22 protein-coding genes are annotated in these 18,888 nt (G+C 70.3%); 17 read left to right on the top strand and 5 right to left on the bottom strand.

The features are described 5' to 3' along the window. From ADK52_RS35685 to ADK52_RS35660, 6 genes are all read left to right on the top strand, one after another. Positions 1-867, top strand: coding sequence for an alpha/beta fold hydrolase (locus tag ADK52_RS35685; protein WP_053693996.1), 867 nt, complete (start codon positions 1-3; stop codon positions 865-867). Positions 868-969: 102 nt separating this feature from the next. Beyond that, positions 970-1,656 (top strand): ribulose-phosphate 3-epimerase, encoded by a 687-nt coding sequence (gene rpe / locus ADK52_RS35680; RefSeq protein WP_053693995.1) that lies wholly within the window; start codon positions 970-972, stop codon positions 1,654-1,656. 124 nt (positions 1,657-1,780) lie between these two features. Then, complete coding sequence (locus ADK52_RS35675; protein ID WP_053693994.1) at positions 1,781-2,794, top strand: sugar-binding transcriptional regulator; 1,014 nt, start codon at positions 1,781-1,783, stop codon at positions 2,792-2,794. A gap of 158 nt (positions 2,795-2,952) precedes the next feature. After that, positions 2,953-3,174 carry a CarD family transcriptional regulator gene (locus ADK52_RS35670; RefSeq protein ID WP_030157491.1) on the top strand — a complete coding sequence of 74 codons (222 nt, stop codon included), beginning with the start codon at positions 2,953-2,955 and terminating at the stop codon, positions 3,172-3,174. An 82-nt stretch (positions 3,175-3,256) separates the two neighbouring features. Beyond that, positions 3,257-3,718: a ribonuclease domain-containing protein gene (locus ADK52_RS35665; RefSeq protein WP_053693993.1), complete on the top strand. Its 462-nt coding sequence runs from the start codon at positions 3,257-3,259 to the stop codon at positions 3,716-3,718. Next, entirely contained in the window at positions 3,715-4,122 is a 408-nt protein-coding gene (locus ADK52_RS35660) for a barstar family protein (RefSeq protein ID WP_053693992.1), read from the top strand. The genes ADK52_RS35665 and ADK52_RS35660 overlap by 4 nt, the downstream gene beginning before the upstream one ends. Positions 4,123-4,235: 113 nt before the next feature. On the opposite strand, the gene ADK52_RS44875 is transcribed toward ADK52_RS35660, so the two are convergent. The 5 genes from ADK52_RS44875 to ADK52_RS35640 all read right to left on the bottom strand — a co-directional run bounded on the left by ADK52_RS44875 (position 4,236) and on the right by ADK52_RS35640 (position 7,694). Further along, entirely contained in the window at positions 4,236-4,715 is a 480-nt protein-coding gene (locus ADK52_RS44875) for a group II truncated hemoglobin (RefSeq protein WP_324615955.1), read from the bottom strand. Then, positions 4,712-5,047, bottom strand: coding sequence for a putative quinol monooxygenase (locus ADK52_RS44870; RefSeq protein ID WP_030157498.1), 336 nt, complete (start codon positions 5,045-5,047; stop codon positions 4,712-4,714). Before ADK52_RS44870 ends, ADK52_RS44875 begins: the two co-directional genes overlap by 4 nt. Before the next feature lie 83 nt (positions 5,048-5,130). Beyond that, positions 5,131-5,649 carry a hypothetical protein gene (locus ADK52_RS35650; RefSeq protein ID WP_053693991.1) on the bottom strand — a complete coding sequence of 173 codons (519 nt, stop codon included), beginning with the start codon at positions 5,647-5,649 and terminating at the stop codon, positions 5,131-5,133. 54 nt (positions 5,650-5,703) lie between these two features. Next, complete coding sequence (locus tag ADK52_RS35645) at positions 5,704-7,425, bottom strand: FAD-dependent oxidoreductase (protein ID WP_078988854.1); 1,722 nt, start codon at positions 7,423-7,425, stop codon at positions 5,704-5,706. Continuing rightward, the gene (locus tag ADK52_RS35640) at positions 7,422-7,694 is read right to left on the bottom strand and encodes a UBP-type zinc finger domain-containing protein (protein WP_053693990.1); all 273 of its coding nucleotides are present in this window, start codon (positions 7,692-7,694) and stop codon (positions 7,422-7,424) included. The genes ADK52_RS35645 and ADK52_RS35640 overlap by 4 nt, the downstream gene beginning before the upstream one ends. 267 nt (positions 7,695-7,961) lie before the next feature. Here ADK52_RS35640 and ADK52_RS35635 point away from each other — a divergent pair, with 267 nt between their 5' ends. The 11 genes from ADK52_RS35635 (at position 7,962) to glgX (ending at position 18,861) form a co-directional block, all read left to right on the top strand. Further along, positions 7,962-8,786 carry a type 1 glutamine amidotransferase domain-containing protein gene (locus ADK52_RS35635; RefSeq protein WP_053693989.1) on the top strand — a complete coding sequence of 275 codons (825 nt, stop codon included), beginning with the start codon at positions 7,962-7,964 and terminating at the stop codon, positions 8,784-8,786. A gap of 8 nt (positions 8,787-8,794) precedes the next feature. Then, positions 8,795-10,438, top strand: a complete 1,644-nt coding sequence (locus ADK52_RS35630; RefSeq protein ID WP_053693988.1) for a thiamine pyrophosphate-binding protein — start codon at positions 8,795-8,797, stop codon at positions 10,436-10,438. An 87-nt stretch (positions 10,439-10,525) separates the two neighbouring features. Then, positions 10,526-10,957, top strand: coding sequence for a nuclear transport factor 2 family protein (locus ADK52_RS35625; protein ID WP_053693987.1), 432 nt, complete (start codon positions 10,526-10,528; stop codon positions 10,955-10,957). A gap of 41 nt (positions 10,958-10,998) precedes the next feature. Continuing rightward, positions 10,999-11,454 (top strand): nuclear transport factor 2 family protein, encoded by a 456-nt coding sequence (locus ADK52_RS35620; RefSeq protein WP_053693986.1) that lies wholly within the window; start codon positions 10,999-11,001, stop codon positions 11,452-11,454. Between the two features lie 13 nt (positions 11,455-11,467). Then, positions 11,468-11,848, top strand: coding sequence for a nuclear transport factor 2 family protein (locus ADK52_RS35615; protein WP_078988852.1), 381 nt, complete (start codon positions 11,468-11,470; stop codon positions 11,846-11,848). A 13-nt stretch (positions 11,849-11,861) separates the two neighbouring features. Next, complete coding sequence (locus tag ADK52_RS35610) at positions 11,862-13,475, top strand: GMC family oxidoreductase (protein WP_053693984.1); 1,614 nt, start codon at positions 11,862-11,864, stop codon at positions 13,473-13,475. Then, on the top strand, positions 13,468-14,079 hold the full coding sequence (locus ADK52_RS35605) for a DJ-1/PfpI family protein (protein ID WP_078988851.1): 612 nt from the start codon (positions 13,468-13,470) through the stop codon (positions 14,077-14,079). Before ADK52_RS35610 ends, ADK52_RS35605 begins: the two co-directional genes overlap by 8 nt. After that, complete coding sequence (locus ADK52_RS35600; RefSeq protein ID WP_078988850.1) at positions 14,079-14,525, top strand: VOC family protein; 447 nt, start codon at positions 14,079-14,081, stop codon at positions 14,523-14,525. The genes ADK52_RS35605 and ADK52_RS35600 overlap by 1 nt, the downstream gene beginning before the upstream one ends. A gap of 1 nt (position 14,526) precedes the next feature. After that, positions 14,527-16,347, top strand: coding sequence for an AGE family epimerase/isomerase (locus ADK52_RS35595; RefSeq protein ID WP_053693983.1), 1,821 nt, complete (start codon positions 14,527-14,529; stop codon positions 16,345-16,347). Positions 16,348-16,384: 37 nt separating this feature from the next. Then, positions 16,385-16,729, top strand: coding sequence for an STAS domain-containing protein (locus ADK52_RS35590; RefSeq protein ID WP_030157517.1), 345 nt, complete (start codon positions 16,385-16,387; stop codon positions 16,727-16,729). Further along, on the top strand, positions 16,726-18,861 hold the full coding sequence (gene glgX, locus ADK52_RS35585) for a glycogen debranching protein GlgX (protein ID WP_234344392.1): 2,136 nt from the start codon (positions 16,726-16,728) through the stop codon (positions 18,859-18,861). Before ADK52_RS35590 ends, glgX begins: the two co-directional genes overlap by 4 nt. Positions 18,862-18,888: the final 27 nt, after the last annotated feature.

The raw sequence follows: 18,888 nt of genomic DNA, 5'->3' as shown, positions 1-18,888 counted from the left end.
ATGGCCGAGCGCGTGGTCGAGGCCGATGGCGTCCGGCTGTGCACGGAGTCCTTCGGGGATCCGGCCCGTCCGCCCGTCCTGCTCGTCATGGGGACGGGGGCTTCGATGCTCTGGTGGGACGAGGAGTTCTGCCGGATGCTCGCCGCGGGCGGGCGCTTCGTGATCCGGTACGACCACCGCGACACCGGCCGGTCCGTCACCTACGAGCCGGGCCGTCCCGGGTACACCGGCGCGGACCTGGTCGGCGACGCCGCCCGGGTGCTCGACGCGTACGGCATCGCGGCCGCGCACGTCGTGGGCGTCTCCGCCGGAGGGGCGCTCGCGCAGCTGCTCGCGCTCGGCCACGGCGACCGCGTCCTGTCCCTCGTCCTGATCAGCACGTCCTCGGCCGTCCCCGGCGGTGACCGCGCGCCGGCGCCGCCCACCGCGGAGTTCGTGCGGTTCGTCTCCGCCGCGCACGTCGACTGGGCGGACGCCGGATCGGTGGTCGAGTACCAGGTCGCCTACGCGCGCGTGCTCGCGGGCGGCCGGCGCCCGTTCGACGAGGCCGCCGCCCGCGCCCTCGTCCGGCGCGACGTCGAGCGCGCGCACGATTACGCCGCGGTCCGCAACCACGACGCGCTCCCGGACGGCGAGCTCCCGTCCGCGCCCCTGTCCTCGATCGCCGTGCCCACGCTCGTGATCCACGGGAGCGCCGATCCGATGTTCCCGCTGCCGCACGGCGAGGCGCTCGCGGAGCGGATCCCCGCAGGGAGGCTCCTGGTCCTGGAGGACGCCGGACACGGGGTCGAGCGGGCCGACTGGGCGATGATCGTCCCCGCGATCCTCGAACACACCGCCGCGGATCACGCCGGTGGCGATCCATAAGAATGTGTTGATTGTTCTCCGGTGTTGGTTAAGGGTTGCTACGTCTGTCCTCAGTTCCGGGGTCGTGGCCGGAACTGCGCCACGGCATGGCAGGCTTGGGGCATGGCCGCTCAGATTTATCCCAGCATCCTGTCCGCCGACTTCGCCCGACTCGCCGAGGAGGCGAAGGCCGTCGAGGGGGCCGACTGGCTGCATGTCGATGTCATGGACAACCATTTCGTCCCGAACCTCACCCTCGGCATGCCCATCGTGGAATCCCTGAGCCGCGCCACGGACATCCCGCTGGACCTCCACCTCATGATCGAGAACCCGGACCGCTGGGCCCCGCAGTACGTCGAGGCCGGCGCCGGATCGGTCACCTTCCACGCCGAGGCCGCCGCCGCGCCCGTGCGGCTCGCGCGGGAGATCCGGGCCAAGGGGGCGCGGGCGTCCATGGCGCTCAAGCCCGCCACCCCGATCGAGCAGTACGAGGACATCCTCCCCGAGCTCGACATGCTGCTGATCATGACGGTCGAGCCCGGCTTCGGCGGCCAGCCCTTTCTCGACATCATGCTCCCCAAGATCCGCCGTACCCGGGAGCTCATCGCCAAGCACGGCCTGGAGCTGTGGCTCCAGGTCGACGGCGGGGTCTCGGCCACGACGATCGAGCGGTGCGCGGAGGCCGGCGCCGACGTGTTCGTCGCGGGAAGCGCGGTCTACGGGGCGGTCGACCCGGCCGCGGCCGTACGTACCCTGCGGGAGCAGGCGGACGTCGCGATCGCCGCGGCGCCCTGGGCTTGCGACCACTGAAACGAGAGTTGGTGAACAGCTCGGTGAACGGGAGCTGTCCAGGCTGATCAACGGCCGCCGGATCTGACAGGATGAACGGCGAGTCGAGAGTGTGAACAGCAGTGAGGAGAACGCGGTGTCTGCAATGTCGGCGGGACGGTCAGCCCTGCGGATGGGACCCGCGGAGCTGGTGCAGGCGGCGGCCATGGCGCGCCGCTTCTACCTGGAGGGCAAGTCCAAGATCCAGATCGCCGAGGAGTTCGGCGTGAGCCGCTTCAAGGTGGCCCGGGTCCTGGAGACCGCCCTCGAGCGCGACCTCGTACGGATCGAGATCCGGGTGCCGGCCGAGCTCGACGCGGAGCGGTCCGACGCGCTGCGGGCCCGGTACGGGCTCCGGCACGCGGTGGTGGTCGAGTCCCCGGCCGACGCGACCGAGGACGCGCCGGATCCGGAGAACCTGGGCGCGGTCGCCGCCGACCTGCTCGGCGAGCTCGTCAACGAGGGCGACGTACTGGGCCTGGCCTGGGGGCGGTCGACCATCCACATGGCCGCCTCCCTGCACCGGCTGCCGCAGTGCACCGTGGTGCAGCTGACGGGCGTGTACGACGCCGGTACGGCCGAACGCGGGTCCGTGGAGGCCGTACGGCGGGCCGCCCAGGTCTCGGGCGGCGACGCGCACCCGATCTACGCGCCGATGCTGCTCCCCGATCCGGCGACCGCGGCCGCGCTGCGGAGCCAGACGGGGATCGCCCGGGCCTTCGAGTACTTCGACAAGGTGACCGTCGCCGCGGTCTCGATCGGGTCGTGGGAGCCGGGCATCTCGACCGTCCACGACATGCTCACCGACGAGGAGCGGGCGCACTACGCCTCGCTCGGCGTCGCGGCCGAGATGTCCGCCCACCTGTTCGACGCCGAGGGGCGGCGCGTCGGGCGGGACCTCGGCGAGCGCTGCATCACCGTCGAGGCGGACCGGCTGCGGCGGATCCCGGAGGTCGTGGCCATCGCGGGCGGGCTGCGCAAGGCGTCCGCGATCGGGGCGGTGCTCCGGTCCGGGCTGGTGACCAGCCTGGTCACCGACACCGCGGTCGCGGACTACCTGCTCACCGAGTCGGAGCCGGGACTGCGGCCGGCACTGGAGCGGGCCGACCCGGACGACTGAGTCCCTCCGGATTCTTTCGCGGAGCGTGTGCGCTGCCGCCGCGCCGCCGCCGTGCCCGGCTCCGGCGCGGGCCCTGCCCGGCCGCGGGGCGGATGGTGCCGCAATTGAGATCCGAACGGCGGCCCGTGCGGGGGCCTGCGGGGCGCATACTGGTCTCAATGACAAAGTCAGCAGTACCTCGCCGCCATTTGCCGTCCAGCCCGTTCAAGGCCCCCGTGGAACCGCCGCTCCGGCAGTTCAGCGTCGGCGACCGGGTCTCTCACGATGAGCACGGCCTCGGCCGTGTCGTCGGTATCGAGGAGGGGATCGCTGTCCTGGTCGACTTCGGGTCGGTCCAGAAGAGAATCCTGAGTCCGTACACCAAGATGTCCGCGCTCTGAGGCTGTCGCCGCCGCGGTTACCGTCACCGCGCGATGTGCGGCGCGATGTGCGGGCGAATCGGATATTTGGCACGATCGGTGCATGATCTTCAGGGACGTGCCCCGGTCGTTGCTGCGTCTGGTCGTGGGGGCGGTGTTCCTGTGCGCTGCGCTGGCCGGCGTGGCGGGGTGTGGTGGGGAGAAGGCCGCGCCGTCCGCCGCCGCCTCGGCGCCGGCTTCCGTACCGGGTTCCGCCGCCGTTTCCGCGCCGCCCGTCTGGGCCAGGGGGATGGCGACCGTACGGGCGGACGCGCTGCCGGCGCAGGCGCGGGACGCGCTCGTGCTCATCGACAAGGGCGGGCCGTATCCGTACCGGCAGGACGGGACCGTGTTCGGGAACTTCGAGAAGGTCCTCCCGAAGCAGAAGCGCGGGTACTACCACGAGTTCACGGTGAAGACGCCGGGTGAGCGGGACCGCGGGGCGCGGCGGATCGTGACCGGTGAGGGTGGGGAGTTCTACTACACGGACGACCACTACGACACCTTCAAGGCGGTCCTGCGATGACCCTGGATCCGCGGCCGCTCGGGCCGGCGCTGGCCGCCGCCGAGGAAGCGGGCTGGACGATGCTCCGGGTGGACCTGGCCGGTGTGCACAGCAAGGCCGAGCTGATGCGGCGCTGGGGGGCGGCGCTGCGGGTGCCGTCCTGGTTCGGCGGGAACTGGGACGCGTTGGCCGATGCGCTGATCGACCTGTCGTGGCTGCCGCAGGCGCCGGGGCGGTTGGTGGCGGTGACGTCCTGGAGCTCGTACGCGCGGGCGCGGCCGGGGGACTGGGAGACCTTACAGGAGATCCTGGAGCAGGCCGTCGCGTTCTGGCGCGAGCGCGCCGAGGGGGACGTGACCGTGCTGCTCGCCGAGGAGCCGGGCGGGTCCTCCGAGGGCGCCCCGGGCGAGCCGTCCGGTCGCTGAACCGCGGCGGCGCGGCCCCGGGGCGCCTCGGGTGGACCGGACGTGACGGTGGGGGGCGGGGCTTCGCCCCACCCCCCCACGCACACACAGGGAACCAGCCCTTGCTCGGGGCACTAGCCCTTCGGGATCCACGGGGGCGTTTGGCCCCAGGACCAGACCGGGATCTTGGCCGCGTCCACCGGTGGGGGATTGGGGCCCGAGTAGATCAGGGCCATGCGGGTGCCCCACTCGATGTAGTACGCGAACACCGCACGGAATTCGGGGTCCGCCGGAAGGCCGACCTCGTCCGCCGTGTCCATCAGCAGGTCCACCCAGCGGCGGCGCTGCTTCTCGGTGATGCCGCGGCCCAGGTGCTTGGTGGCCATGTGCTGGTGGCCGCCGTGGTGGGCCGTGTACTGCGCCGGGCCGCCGAAGACCTCCGACAGCCAGACGGCGACGTGCTGGGGGTGCTCCGAGTCCATACCCGCGAAGACCGGGGCCAGGATCTCGTCCTCCAGGGCGTGCGCGTAGAAGGCGTCGGTGAGGCGGTTCATCGCCTCCGCCCCGCCCATCCACTCGTAGATGGTGGGAGTGGTGCCGGGTGTGGTGCTCATGACTGGGGCGCGGCCTTTCCGGGGCCGGCCACGTCGGTGACGCGGTAGTGCTGCATCTCCTCGATGGCCTTCACGTACGGGCGGATCGCGCTGAAGAACGCCGGGAAGTGCTCGCCCTTGCGGAATCCGTTGAGGTGGGCGTCGACCGACGTCCAGCGGATGCGGAGGATGTAGCGCTCCCGGTCGTTCTCCTCCTCGCAGCGGGCCAGCTCGTAGTCGATGCACTCGGGTGACGCGGCCAGGGCCTCCGCGGCCTGCCGGTAGGAGTCCTCGAAGGCCTGCTGGTCGTCCAATGCGATCCGGTAGCGGATGTATTCGACGGTGGTGGTCATGGGGCGTGCCTCTCCCTGTGATCGGGTGCCGGTCGGCTCGCTGTCAGACTTGCGTGATCATGCCCCGGTGGGGAGGACTTTCGTCATTCCGACTCAGACTTCTTGGAGTCCGCCGTCTCGGAGGCCTCCGCGACGTCGGGGCCGGCCGCGCGGACCTGCTGGACCTTGGCCAGCGAGTCGCGGAGCTCGGTCAGCCACTCGTCCGTGTTGCGGCCGACGAGGCGGACGCACCAGGCGAGGGCGTCGGCCCGGCTGCGGGCGACGCCGCCCGCCACCAGGGTGTCGAGGACCTTGCGCTCCGGCTGGCGCAGGCGCGTCATCACCGGGACCGCCAGGTGCGTGAACAGGACGCGGTCGTCGCCGGACTGGACGGCCCAGGCGACCTTGCGGCGGTAGAGCTCCTCCGCCTCCCGCGCGACCTCGATGCGCTGTTCACGGGTCCGCTCGCGGAACTCCTTGACGGACTCGGTCGCCGGGATGGTGCCGACGACCGTGATCTCCTCGCGGTCGACCGACACGTCGACCAGGGACTCGTACACGTCCACCGGAAGGCGGTCCGCGAACCACGTGCGAAGCTGCTCGCTCTGCTCGGCTGTAATCATGTAATCAACGTTGCATCCGACGCGCGCTTGATCGCAAGCGATTCGTGTTCGCTCTCAGCCCATCGAGCGGTACCGGTGGATCAGCGAGACCGCCATCGCCCCCTCGCCCACGCCCGAGGCCACGCGCTTGACCGAGTGGGCCCGTACGTCGCCGGCCGCGAAGACGCCGGGGACGCTCGTCTCCAGCGGGTACGGGGCGCGCTCCAGGCTCCACTCCTCCGGGAGCTCCCCGCCGTTCGCGATCAGGTCGGACCCGGTGAGCACGAAGCCGTACTCGTCGCGCTCGACCACGCCCGACAGCCAGTCCGTGTACGGGCGGGCGCCGATGAAGGTGAACATGAACCGGGCCGGGACCTCGGTGTCCTCGCCCGTCGTCGCGTCGTGCAGGGTCAGCCGCTCCAGGTGCTCGTTGCCGTCCAGCCGGACCACCGTCGTACGGACCTTGACCTCGATGTTCGGGGTGCGGTCGATCTCGTCGATCAGGTAGCGGGACATGCTCGCGTCCAGGGACTCGGCGCGGACCAGGATGGTCACCCTGGCCGCGTACTTGGCGAAGTGCACCGCCGCCTGGCCGGCCGAGTTCGCACCGCCCACGATGAACACGTGCTGGGAGATGCACGCCGAGCTCTCCGTCGTCGCCGCGCCGTAGTAGAGCCCCGCGCCCTCGAAGCGGTCGGCGCCGGGCGCCTCCAGACGGTTGTACGAGACCCCGGTGGCCAGCAGCACCGTCTCGGCGCTGATCTCCGTGCCGTCGGCCAGGGTCAGGATCTTCGCCGGGTCGTCCCGGGTCAGCGAGACCACCTCCACCGGGTGCAGGATCTCGGCGCCGAAGCGGGAGGCCTGGATGGTGGCCCGGCGGGTCAGGTCGCCGCCGGAGAGGCCCGAGGGGAAACCCAGGTAGTTCTCGATCAGGCTGGAGGTGCCCGCCTGGCCGCCCGGGGCGCGGGAGTCCAGCATCAGCGTCGAGAGGCCCTCCGAGGCCGCGTAGACCCCGGCCGCCAGACCCGCGGGGCCCGCGCCGACGATGACGCACTCGTAGTGCGGGCGCGAGGCGGTGGTGGCCAGGCCGAGGCGCTGGGCGAGCTCGGTGTCGGACGGCGCGGAGAGCACCGCCCCGTCCGGGAAGCGGACGAGGGGCAGCACCGCGTCGGGCTGGGCGGCGATCAGGGTCAGCGCCTCGGGGTCGCGCTCCACGTTCAGGAAGCGGAACGGCTGGCCGTTGCGGGTGAAGAAGTCCCGGACGGCGTGCGTGCCGGGGGCGACGAGGTGCCCGGCGACGATGATGCCGTCGTAGGCGGGGCGGTAGGTGGCCAGCCAGTCGGAGAGCAGGTCGTCCAGGACCGGGAAGAGCCGCTCGTGCGGCGGGTCCCACGGCTTGAGCAGGTAGTAGTCGAGCCGGACCCGGTTGATGGCGGTGATCGCCGCGTCCGTCTCCGCGTACGCCGTGAGCAGCACGCGGCGGGCGTCCGGGAAGCGGCTGACGGCCTCCAGGAGGAACTCGACGCCGGTCACGTCGGGCATCCGCTGGTCCACGAGGAACAGCGCCGGGTCGTGGCCGCGCTCGTCGAGGGAGTCCAGGATCTTGAGGGCGTCGGCGGCGGAGGAGGCGCCGAGGACCCGGTAGCGGTCGCCGTACGCGCTGCGCAGGTCGCGGCGGACGGCCCGCAGCACCTGCGGATCGTCGTCCACGGCCAGGATGACGGGCTTCCTGCTCTCGGCGCGCTCGGCCGCGGCCGCCGTGGCGGGGGCGGTGGCGCTCTCCGGGGCCGCACTCACGCCGCGTCCAGCATCAGCTTGTCGGCGTAGCACCAGGCCCACGCCTCGCCGGGCTCGTGCGAGGCGGCGATGGGGTGCTCGGTGGTGCGGTAGTGCTTGGTGGCGTGGCGGTTCTTGGAGGAGTCGCAGCATCCGACGTGCCCGCAGCTGAGGCACATCCTCAGGTGCACCCAGCTGTCGCCCAGGGCGAGGCACTCCTCGCAGCCCTCGGTGCCTGGTTTCACCGGACGTATCTGATCGATGTGTGTGCACAACAGGTCCGTCGTCATCGTCCCCGTCCCTCTCCTCGATCCTTCGCGCACCCGTGATTCACGGCGCGTCCAGACCATAGGGCGGTGCCCCCGTAATGGTTCAGTGATTCGGCCGATGTCATGAAGTCTCGCGGCTACTTCATGACCTCCGGAAGCGACTACCTGAGGTGCCCCCGCGACCTGCCCTCCCACCTCATGAAGTCGCATACGGGCGCTTTGACGCAGCCCTCGGGCACAAGCAGTGTGGGTCAGGCCAACGACAACAGGCGGCGCCTGGAGGAATCCGTGAGCAGAAAGATTCTGGTCATTGTCTCCGAACACGGTTACTGGGCCGAAGAACTGATAGGCCCCGTTTCGAAGTTCGACGAGCGGGGCTACGAAGTCGTATTCGCCACGCCGACCGGAAAGCGTCCGCACGCTCTTCCGCCGAGCCTCGACGCGAACTTCATCGACCCTCCACTGGGACGCTCGGTCACCACCGAGGAGAACGCCCGGCTGGGGCGGGAGTTCGAGCAGTCGAGCCGGCTGGACACGCCGCTCGACATCGAGGCGTGGGCGCCCGAGCGCCCGTACACGAGCGACGAGGGCTACCTGCGCAAGCTGGAGCAGTACCACCGCGATCTGGAGAAGCTGGAGGCCGACATCGCCGGCTACGACGCGCTCCTCATCGTCGGCGGCAGCGGCCCCATCGTCGACCTCGCCAACAACGAGCGCGTCCACGCGCTGATCCTGGCCTTCAAGAACGCCGGCAAGGTCGTGGCCGCCGAGTGCTACGGCGTGGCCTGCCTGGCCTTCGCCCGCGACTGGGGCGACCGCAAGAGCATCATCTGGGGCAAGCACGTGACCGGCCACTGCAAGGAGTACGACTACAAGGACGGCACCGGATTCCTCGGTACCGACTTCAACATGGGTCCGCCCCCGTACCCGCTGGAGTACATCCTGCGCGATGCCACCGGGCCGCGCGGCGCGTATCACGGGAATTTCGGCCACCCGCTTTCGGTGATCGTCGACTACCCGTTCGTGACCGGCCGTTCCACCCCTGATTCATATCTGACGGGGCAGAAGATCGTGGAAGTCCTGGAGGACGGTCTCACCCGTTACGGGTGGTAGGGGGAATCATGGAAGCCACTCCCGGACGGGAAAGGCTGATCGAGCAGTTCAAGGCCGACGGCCTGAAGGTGATGTTCGGAAATCCGGGGACGGTGGAACAGGGATTCCTCGACGCGGTGGACGCGGCGGAGGACTTCCACTACGTCCTCGCCCTCCAGGAGACCGTGGCCGCCGGCATCGCCGACGGCTACGCCCGGGCCACCGGCGGCGCGGCCCTGCTCCAGCTGCACTCCGGGGTGGGGCTGGGCAACGGCATCGGGATGCTCTACCAGTCGCTGCGCGGCCACACGCCGCTCGTCGTGGTCGCCGGCGACGCCGGGGTCCGCTACGACGCCATGGACGCCCAGATGGCGTCCGACCTGGTGGCGATGGCGAAGCCGGTGACGAAGTACGCGACCCGGGTCACCGACCGGCACTCCGTACTGCGCACCATCCGGCGGGCGGTCAAGATAGCCCTGACCCCGCCGCGCGGCCCGGTCTTCGTGGCGCTGCCGATGGACGTGCTGGACGAGCTGAACTCCGAGCCCGTCCTGCCCGCCGCGGTGCCGCTCACGGACGTGGCGCCCTCACCGGCCTCGGTGGGGCGGGCGGCCGAGCTGCTCGCCTCCGCGGAGCGGCCCGTGATCCTCGTCGGGGACGGGGTCTCCCTCTCCGGGGCCCAGCGCGAACTCGCCGCCGTAGCCGAACTGCTGGGCGCCGACGTGTACGAGGTCGACTCCTCCGAGGTGAACATCGCGGCCTCGCACCCGCTGCGCCGCGGCCAGAGCGGCCACATGTTCGGCCCGCACAGCAAGGAGCTCGTGGCCGGCGCGGACGGGGTGCTGATCGTCGGCACCTACGTCTTCCCGGAGGTGTTCCCCGAGCTGGAGAACCCCTTCCGGGCCGGCGCCAAGGTCGTCCACATCGACCTGAACGCGTACGAGATCGCCAAGAACCACCCGGTGGACCTGGGCCTGGCGGCCGACCCGAAACAGGCCCTGCGCGCGCTGGCCGGCGTACTGGAGCGCCGGCTGAGCCCGCAGCGGCGGGCGGCCGCGGCCGCCCGGCTCGACGCCCGCACCCGGGAGCGGGCGCTGTCCGCCAGGGGCGGGGACACCGAGCAGGACGGCACGCCGATGGCCGTCTTCCTGCGGACCCTGGCCGAGCGCACCGGCGGGGACCTGATCGTCTTCGACGAGGCGCTGACCACCTCGCCGCTGGTCACCCGGTACCTGCCGCCGGAGCGCCCCGGCGACTACCACCTCACCCGGGGCGGTTCGCTCGGGGTGGGCTTCCCGGGGGCGGTCGGCGCCAAGCTGGCCCGTCCGGACCGGCTGGTCGTCGGCTTCGCGGGCGACGGCGGCTCGATGTACACGTACCAGGCGCTGTGGACCGCGGTCCGGCACGGCATCGACGCCAAGTTCGTGGTCTGCAACAACCGCAAGTACCGGCTGCTGGACGACAACATCGCCCAGTACTGGCGGGAGCGGGACATCCCGGAGCACGGGTTCCCGGGCTCCTTCGACCTCTCCCACCCCGAGATCGACTTCGCCGGCCTGGCGCGGGCGCTCGGCGCCGAGGGGATGCGGGTGGAGAAGCCGGACGAGGCGGTCGCCGCCGTGGCCCGGATGCTCGACCACCCCGGACCGTTCCTCGTCGACGTACAGATCTGACGCGGGCCCGCGACACACCGCCGCACCGCCGCACCGCACCGCGGCGACCCACCGCACCGCACACCACCACGGACAGGAGGAGACCGCATGCCCGCCGAGCGGCTGACCGAGGAAGCGATCCGCACCTTCGCGGAGAACTGGTACGTGGCCCTGGACCAGCACCTTCCGCTGGACCGGGTGCTCCCCCTCATCACGGAGGACCTGGAGTTCAAGGTCCCCGAGGACACCTTCCTCGGACACCAGGGCTTCGGCCGCTGGTACGGGGCCGTCACGAACCGCTTCTTCGACGAGGTCCACACCGTCACGAAGGTGGAGCCCGTCATCGAGGGCGACCGGGCCATCGTCCGGGTCCTGGTCAACTGGCAGGCCAAGATCTGGGACCCGCCGGCCGCCCGCAGCGAGTGGCTCGGCTTCGACGCCGACCAGACCTGGACGGTCGTGGCCGGTCCCGACGGACCGCTGATCAAGCAGTACACCGTCAACGACCTGGCCCCGATGCCCGGTTCCGGCTCGCTCTGAGCGCGGGCGCGGGCGCAGGCTCAGGCGAAGGAGAAGCGACGATGACCGAAGTGACACGGGAGCGGGTCGAGGCGGCGTACGCCGCCCTCGGCTCCGGCGACCGGGCCCGCATCCTGGAGTACTACTCCGAGGACCTGCGCTGGCTGGTGCCGGGCAGTCACCCGCTGGCCGGCTGGTACGAGAGCCTGGACGCCTTCCTGGAGCTGATGGGGCAGACCCACAAGCTCACCGGCGGCACCTTCCGGATGGACATCGAGGCGGTCCTCGTCGGGGAGGACTGCAGCGCCGACGTCTGCCGCAACGTCGCCGTGCGCGACGGCGCGGACCGGGACAGCCAGTCCCCGTACGAGCGGATGGACTACCCCGTCTTCCACTTCATGCGGTGGCGGGACGGCCGGATCATCGAGGGCCGCGACGGGCTCTTCGGGGACTCGGCGACCGCGTTCAGCCAGTTCTGGGCGCCGTTCGCGCCCGACGGAACCCGTCGGGACCGATAGGGGGAGGAGCGCGATGAGCGCTGTGGACGCACGACAGATCCTTGAGAAGTACTACGAGTACGCCAACGCGGGGGACTGGGACCGCTGGTGCGACCTGTTCGCCGACGACCAGGTCATGGACGAGCAGCTCGCCGGACACATCGAGGGCCTGGAGCTCCTGCGCTCGATGATGAAGGGCATGGGGACGATGTACCGCGTCTTCCGGAACGAGCCCGTGCACTTCCTCGTCGACGGGGAGAAGGCCGCGGCCGTCTCCCACCTCAGCGCCGTCAGCGCCTCCGGCGAGGCGATCGAGGCCGAGGTCATGAACTTCTTCCGGATCGTGGACGGAAAGATCGCCTACATGGCGAACTACCACGACACCGTCCCCTTCCAGGTGCTGAGCCAGGGCTGAGGGAGGCCGACTCGTGGCGATCGCCGAGAGAGAAGAGTACGACTACGTCATCGTGGGATCCGGCACCGCGGGCAGCGTCCTCGCGAACCGGCTCTCCGAGGACCCTGACGTCTCCGTCCTGGTCCTGGAAGCGGGCGGCAACCGGATCCCGCCCGAGGTGGACGACCCGTCCTCCTGGTACAAGCTGCTCGGAGGGCCCGTCGACTGGGGCTACACCAGCGTCCCGCAGCCCGGGCTCGACGGCCGCCGTACGTACGAACCGCGCGGCAAGGCCCCCGGCGGCAGCAGCAACCTGTACATCATGATGCACATCCGGGGCCACGCCTCGGACTTCGACAACTGGGCCTACCAGGGCGCCGCCGGCTGGGGGTACGAGGACGTCCTGCCGTACTTCGCCCTCCTGGAGGGCCAGGAGGATGCCACCGCGCCCACCACCGGCACCCGCGGCCCGCAGCGCATCACCAACGCCGGGCAGCACGGCCCCAACCCGGTCTCCCGCGCCTTCATCGACGCGGCCGTCGAGCTCGGCCACCAGGAGATCGCCGACTTCAACACCGACGGGCCCCGGCGCGGCCTCTTCGGCACCGGCTGGCACCACATCGACGTGGCCGATGGCCGCCGCCAGGGCACCCTCGCCGCCTACCTGGAGCCGGCCCTGGACCGCTCCAACCTGACGCTGCGCAGCAGCGCCCAGAGCACCCGGCTGCTCTTCGACGGCGACACGTGCACGGGCGTCGAGTACACGCAGCTCGCACCGGCCGCCGAGTTCCCCGGCCGGACCGTGCGCGACGCCCACGGCGCCGCCGCCGAACCCGGGCTCCACTCCGTACGGGCCCGCCGCGAGGTGATCGTGGCCGCCGGGGCGATCGAGTCCCCGAAGCTGCTGCTGCTCTCCGGCATCGGCAGCCCCGAGCAGCTGCGCGAGCACGGCATCGAGACGGTCGCGGTGCTGCCCGGGGTCGGCGAGAACTTCCACAACCACGTCCTGACCGGGCTGATGGCCGAGGTCACCCAGGAACTCCCGCCCCCGGCGCAGAATCTGTCGGAGAGCGCTCTGTTCCTCTCGTCACGGCCCGGTCTTCCCGCGCCCGACCTGCAGATCGCCTTCGTCCACGTGCCGTTCGACGTGATCGTCGGCAAGGACCACCCGAACACGGTGAGCATCCTTCCCGGTGTCGTACGCCCCGTCTCGCGCGGCTGGATCCGGCTCGCGAGCGCCGATCCGCTGGCGCACCCGCTGATCAACCCGAACTACCTGGGCGACCGGTGGGACCTGGAGCGGATGGTGCAGGGCATCAAGCTGGCCCGGGAGATCTTCGCGACCTCGGCCTTCTCGCCCTGGTACAAGCAGGAGCTCCAGCCCGGTCCCGGCTTCGTCTCCGACGAGGACCTGCGGACCTTCGCGAAGCAGAAGTCGGAGAGCTACCACCACCAGGCCGGCTCCTGCCGCATGGGCATCGACGACCTCTCCGTCGTCGACCCCGAGCTGCGGGTGCACGGCGTACGCAACCTGCGCGTCGTCGACGCCAGCGTGATGCCCGCCGTCCCGTCGGGCAACTGCCACACCGCCATCGCGATGATCGCCGAGCGCGCGGCGGACTTCCTGAGGGGGACCTCCCGTGCCTGACGCCGTACTGCGCGAGGGTGCGCTGAGCGGGACCCGGATCGCGGTCCTGGTCGAGAGCGACTTCTACGAGCCGGAGATCTTCTACTACAGCCGCCGGTTCGCCGAGGAGGGCGCCGAGGTCGACTTCCTGACCCGGCTGTGGGGCAACGACTCCATCACCTTCTCCGGGCACGAGTACCGGGCGCCGTTCACCGCCGACAAGTCCCTGGAGGGGCTGGGCGACGAGGAGCTGCGCCGGTACGCGGCGATCATCGTGCCCTCGGGCATGGTGGCCGACCGGCTGCGCTACACCGAGGACGTGGACGTCCTCGCGCCGGCCACGGAGCTGCTGCGCCGGGCCTTCGAGGAGCCGACGGTCCTCAAGGGGATCATCTGCCACGGCATGTGGCTGGCCGCCTCGATCCCGGACAAGATCCGGGGCCGCAAGGTGGTCTGCCACAACAACCTCATCGGCGACGTCCGCAACATGGGCGCCGAGTACGTCAACGAGGACGTGGTGGTCGACGGTGACCTGGTCACCGGCCGCACCGGCGCCCACCACCACCTCTTCGCCCGCCGGATCATCGAGCTGATCGCGGCGGGGCGGGGCCGGGGGAACGCCTGATGCCCGGCGCCGGGGACCGCGCGATGGTCTGGTCGCACGTGGGCCTGAACTGCACGGACCAGAAGACGACCGAGGACTTCTACACCCGGTACTTCGGCTTCGTCCGGGCCCGGGTGGTCGACCTCGGGGAGGCGCAGATCGTGTTCCTGCGCAAGGGGGACGCGTACCTGGAACTCTTCGCGGCCGGCACCCCCGCGGCCCGGCCGGCGCAGGACGACGGTCCGCAGGCCCCGGGCCGGATGCGCCACCTGGCCTTCCAGACCGACAGCGTGGACGCGTTCCTGGCCGAGCTGGGCGACGCGGCCGAAGTGACCCTGGGGCCGCTGGACTTCGACGACTTCATCTGCGGCTGGCGGACCGTGTGGGTCCGCGATCCCGACGGGGTGATCGTCGAGGTCAGCCAGGGATTCGAGGACGACCGCTCACACGACAAGGACGGTGCATGACATGGCGGACGCCGTGAGCTTCTCCTTCTCCGACACCATCGCGGGCTACGTCGGCCGCTTCGACTCCGAGTCCCGCCTGCTGCGGCTGAAGACCTCGGACGGGCGCGAGTTCGACGTCTCCCTGGCCGGGGACCCGAGCGCCGAGCTGGTCCGCAACCTGGACGAGCCGTACATCGACGCCTCCGGGCACATCGACGAGATGCTCTCCCCGGGCCGGTTCCTCTTCGTCTACGGCGTCCACTACCCGGAGCACGGCGGGCGCTTCGACGCCAAGCGCCTGGTGTTCCTGGGCCGCGGCGCAGAGGACTACCGCTTCGAGGAGCCCAGCTGGTGGGTCAAGCAGATCGAGTCGCTGGCCGACTTCTACAAGCGGGCGCAGTTCGGCGAGGGCCCGGTGGACTTCACCGAGTACCGCACCGAGATCCGGCTCGGCGGTGACAAGACCGCCAGCCACGTCCAGGAGACCGACACGATCTCCCGCCTGGTCTACGGCATGGCCTCGGCCTACCTGCTGACCGGCAAGGACGAGTACCTGGAGGTCGCCGAGCGCGGCACCGAGTACCTGCGCAAGCACATGCGGGTCGTGGACAGCGAGGAGGACGTGGTCTTCTGGTACCACGGCATCAGCGTCGACGGGGACAGCGAGCGCAAGCTGTTCACCTCGGAGTTCTCCGACGACTACGACGCGATCCCGATGTACGAGCAGATCTACGCGCTGGCCGGCCCGATCCAGACCTACCGGGTCACCGGAGACATCCGGATCAAGAACGACGCGGACGCCACCATCCGGCTGTTCGACAAGTTCTTCAAGGACCCGGAGCAGGGCGGCTACTACTCGCACATCGACCCGATCCTGTTCAGCGCGGACCACGAGTCCCTCGGCGAGAACGCCGAGCGCAAGAACTGGAACTCGGTCGGCGACCACGCGCCCGCGTACCTGATCAACCTGTACCTGGCGACCGGCGAGCAGAGCTACGCCGACTTCCTGGAGTACACCTTCGACACCATCGCGGACAAGTTCCCGGACTACAAGAACAGCCCGTTCGTCCAGGAGCGCTTCTTCCGCGACTGGTCGCACGACACCGCGCACAGCTGGCAGCAGAACCGCGCGGTCGTCGGGCACAACCTCAAGATCGCCTGGAACCTGATGCGGATGAACTCGCTGAAGGCCAAGCCGGCGTACGAGGAGCTCGCCAAGAAGATCGGCGAGATCATGCCGGCGGTCGGCAGCGACGTCCAGCGCGGCGGCTGGTACGACGTGGTGGAGCGCGTGAAGGACGGGAACCAGGAGACGTATCGTTTCGCCTGGCACGACCGCAAGGCCTGGTGGCAGCAGGAGCAGGCGATCCTCGCCTACCTCATCCTGAACGGCACGGTCGGCGGCGACGCCTTCCTGCGCGAGGCCCGGCAGGCGGAGGCCTTCTACAACACGTTCTTCCTCGACCACGACGAGGGAGCCGTCTACTTCAACGTGCTCGCCAGCGGTACGCCGTACCTGCTCGGCACGGAGCGGCTCAAGGGCAGCCACTCGATGTCCATGTACCACTCGGCGGAGCTCTGCTACCTGTCCGCCGTCTACAACAACCTGCTGATCAACAAGCGGGAAATGGACTTCCACTTCAAGCCCGACCCGACCAACCTGCCCGACCGCGTGCTGCGGGTCTCTCCCGACCTGCTCCCCGCCGGCTCCGTGCAGATCGCGTCCGTCGAGATCGACGAGAAGCCGTACCGGGACTTCGACGCCGACGGTCTGACCGTCAAGCTGCCGGACGTCCAGGGACGGGTCAAGGTCAAGGTCCGGCTGCGCCCGGTGACTTCATAGCGCTCAACGGGGGGCGCCCCGACTAGAGGGGAAAGCAATGTCTCTGAACGTCAAGGAACGCCGCAACAAGGGCGGTACCGTCCTCGTCGCCACCGGCGAGATCAACAGTGAGACCTCCGGACAGCTGCTGCAGGCCCTGCTGCCGCTGGTCCGCGAGGGCCGGCCGCTGCGGATCGACCTCACGGCCGTCACGTACGTGTCCAGCGCGGGCCTGCGCACCCTGCTCGTCGTCTACCGCGAGGCCCAGCACGCCGGTGTCGCCGTCACCCTGTACGGGGTGAGCGAGGAAGTCCGGTTCGTCATGTCGGCCACCGGCTTCCTCGACTTCTTCGAGACCGGCGAGGCCGTCGCGGCGAGCGCCAAGGCCAAGGCCGCGCGATGACCGAGGCCCAGTCCGAGCAGGTGCTGCGCGTCGACGCGTACCCGACCCACGAAGTGGGCGGGTACCGCGTCCGCGCCGGCAAACCGTTCCCCTTCGGGGCCAACGTGGTCCCCGGCGGGGTCAGTTTCTCCGTCTTCTCCGACCAGGCGACCTCCATGACCCTGGTCATCTTCAAGCGCGGAGAGCCCGAGCCGATGGCCGAGCTGGAATTCCCCGAGGAGTTCCGCACCGGCAGCGTCTTCGCCATGACGGTCTTCGGCCTCGACCACGAGAACATCGAGTACGGGTACCGGGCCGACGGCCCCTACGACCCGGTCTCCGGGCACCGCTTCGACGCCCGCCAGGTCCTCTCCGACCCCTACGCCCGGCTGATCTCCGGCCGGGACGTGTGGGGCGTGGAGCCGGACCGCAGCCGCGGCTACCAGTACCGCTCGCGGGTCTGCCTCCAGGACTTCGACTGGGGCGACGACACGCCGCTGCGCCTCCCCGCCGAGGACCTCGTCGTGTACGAGACCCACGTGCGCGGCTTCACCCGGCACCCCTCCTCGCAGGTCACCGCCCCCGGCACGTTCGCGGGGCTGCGCGAGAAGATCCCGTACCTCAAGGAGCTCGGGGTCAACTGCATCGAGCTGCTCCCGGTGTTCGAGTTCGACGAGAGCGACAACATGCGCTCCAACCCGGAGACGGGCGAGCACCTCTTCGACTACTGGGGCTACAACACCGTCTCGTTCTTCGCGCCGAAGGCCGGCTACGCGGCCACCGGACGCTACGGGATGCAGGGCGACGAGTTCCGCACCCTGATCAAGGACCTGCACGCGGCCGGCATCGAGGTCATCCTCGACGTCGTCTTCAACCACACCGCCGAGGGCAACGAGCAGGGCCCGACGATCTCCTTCAAGGGGCTCGACAACGCCACGTACTACATGCTCACGCCGGAGGGGTACTACTTCAACTTCAGCGGCACGGGCAACACGGTCAACTGCAACCACCCCGTCGTGCGCAACTTCGTGCTCGACTGCCTGCGCCACTGGGTCGCCGATTACCACATCGACGGCTTCCGCTTCGACCTCGCGGCCATCCTCGGCCGGGCCCTGGACGGCACCCCGCTGCCCAACCCGCCGCTGCTGGAGCTGCTCGCCTACGACCCCGTCCTGCGGCACACCAAGCTCATCGCCGAGGCCTGGGACGCGGGCGGCCTCTACGAGGTCGGCAACTTCCCGGCGTACGGGCGCTGGGCCGAGTGGAACGGGAAGTACCGCGACACCGTGCGCAGCTTCCTCAAGGGCGATCCCGGGGTGACCGGGGAGCTGGCCACCCGGATCGCCGGCTCGCCCGACCTGTACTCCACCCGGGGCACCTCCGCCTCGGTGAACTTCCTCACCGCCCACGACGGTTTCACCCTGGCCGACCTCGTCTCGTACAACGACAAGCACAACGAGGCGAACGGCGAGGGCAACAACGACGGCGGCAACGACAACGCCAGCTGGAACTGCGGGGCCGAGGGGCCGACCGACGACCCCGAGATCAACCGGCTGCGCACGCGCCAGATGAAGAACGCCCTGGCCATCCTCATGACCAGCCAGGGCATTCCGATGCTGCTGTCGGGCGACGAGGTCGCCCGCACCCAGCAGGGCAACAACAACACGTACTGCCAGGACAACGAGCTGTCCTGGTTCGACTGGGACCAGGTCGACGAGAACGCCGAACTGCTCCGGTTCACCCGGGAGATGATCGCCTTCCGCGGGCGCCACCGCGAACTGCGCTCCACCTCCCACCCCACCGGCCAGGTCCGCGAGAGCCTCGGACTGCCGGACATCAGCTGGCACGGCGAGCGGGCCTGGCAGCCGGACTGGTCGGCGGAGAGCCGGCTGCTGGCGGTGGCCCGTTGCGGCACCGGGGACGACGACGTGGTGTACGTGGCCATGAACTCGCACTGGGAGGCGCACGACCTGGAGCTGCCCGCGCTGCCGCACGGGCGCAGCTGGCACCTGTTCGCGGACACCGGGGCCGAGGCCCCGCACGACATCCGCACCCCGGGCGGCGAGCCCGAGCTGGAGAACGCCGGGAAGTACCTGATCGGTCCGCGCTCGGTCGTGATCCTGGTCGGCCGGACGCCCGATCCCGAGCTCTAGCCGCGCCGCTCACCGATCCCACCGAAC

It is taken from the genome of Streptomyces sp. WM6372 (genome assembly GCF_001279655.1).
In the GTDB taxonomy this organism is placed as follows: domain Bacteria; phylum Actinomycetota; class Actinomycetes; order Streptomycetales; family Streptomycetaceae; genus Streptomyces.
The sequence above is the reverse complement of the archived record's forward strand: the minus strand, read 5'-3'. Positions and strand labels throughout refer to the sequence as shown.

What these genes read in the sequence shown, in the direction of transcription:
- ADK52_RS44875 (WP_324615955.1), bottom strand. Translation starts at nt 4,715, where the DNA reads ATGAGCACCACACCCGGCACCACTCCCACCATCTACGAGTGGATGGGC.
- ADK52_RS35670 (WP_030157491.1), top strand. Translation starts at nt 2,953, where the DNA reads ATGACAAAGTCAGCAGTACCTCGCCGCCATTTGCCGTCCAGCCCGTTC.
- ADK52_RS35650 (WP_053693991.1), bottom strand. Translation starts at nt 5,649, where the DNA reads ATGATTACAGCCGAGCAGAGCGAGCAGCTTCGCACGTGGTTCGCGGAC.
- ADK52_RS35675 (WP_053693994.1), top strand. Translation starts at nt 1,781, where the DNA reads ATGTCGGCGGGACGGTCAGCCCTGCGGATGGGACCCGCGGAGCTGGTG.
- ADK52_RS35685 (WP_053693996.1), top strand. Translation starts at nt 1, where the DNA reads ATGGCCGAGCGCGTGGTCGAGGCCGATGGCGTCCGGCTGTGCACGGAG.
- glgX (WP_234344392.1), top strand. Translation starts at nt 16,726, where the DNA reads ATGACCGAGGCCCAGTCCGAGCAGGTGCTGCGCGTCGACGCGTACCCG.
- ADK52_RS35660 (WP_053693992.1), top strand. Translation starts at nt 3,715, where the DNA reads ATGACCCTGGATCCGCGGCCGCTCGGGCCGGCGCTGGCCGCCGCCGAG.
- ADK52_RS35640 (WP_053693990.1), bottom strand. Translation starts at nt 7,694, where the DNA reads ATGACGACGGACCTGTTGTGCACACACATCGATCAGATACGTCCGGTG.
- ADK52_RS35595 (WP_053693983.1), top strand. Translation starts at nt 14,527, where the DNA reads ATGGCGGACGCCGTGAGCTTCTCCTTCTCCGACACCATCGCGGGCTAC.
- ADK52_RS35590 (WP_030157517.1), top strand. Translation starts at nt 16,385, where the DNA reads ATGTCTCTGAACGTCAAGGAACGCCGCAACAAGGGCGGTACCGTCCTC.
- ADK52_RS35615 (WP_078988852.1), top strand. Translation starts at nt 11,468, where the DNA reads ATGAGCGCTGTGGACGCACGACAGATCCTTGAGAAGTACTACGAGTAC.
- ADK52_RS35620 (WP_053693986.1), top strand. Translation starts at nt 10,999, where the DNA reads ATGACCGAAGTGACACGGGAGCGGGTCGAGGCGGCGTACGCCGCCCTC.
- ADK52_RS44870 (WP_030157498.1), bottom strand. Translation starts at nt 5,047, where the DNA reads ATGACCACCACCGTCGAATACATCCGCTACCGGATCGCATTGGACGAC.
- ADK52_RS35630 (WP_053693988.1), top strand. Translation starts at nt 8,795, where the DNA reads ATGGAAGCCACTCCCGGACGGGAAAGGCTGATCGAGCAGTTCAAGGCC.
- ADK52_RS35665 (WP_053693993.1), top strand. Translation starts at nt 3,257, where the DNA reads ATGATCTTCAGGGACGTGCCCCGGTCGTTGCTGCGTCTGGTCGTGGGG.
- ADK52_RS35625 (WP_053693987.1), top strand. Translation starts at nt 10,526, where the DNA reads ATGCCCGCCGAGCGGCTGACCGAGGAAGCGATCCGCACCTTCGCGGAG.
- rpe (WP_053693995.1), top strand. Translation starts at nt 970, where the DNA reads ATGGCCGCTCAGATTTATCCCAGCATCCTGTCCGCCGACTTCGCCCGA.
- ADK52_RS35600 (WP_078988850.1), top strand. Translation starts at nt 14,079, where the DNA reads ATGCCCGGCGCCGGGGACCGCGCGATGGTCTGGTCGCACGTGGGCCTG.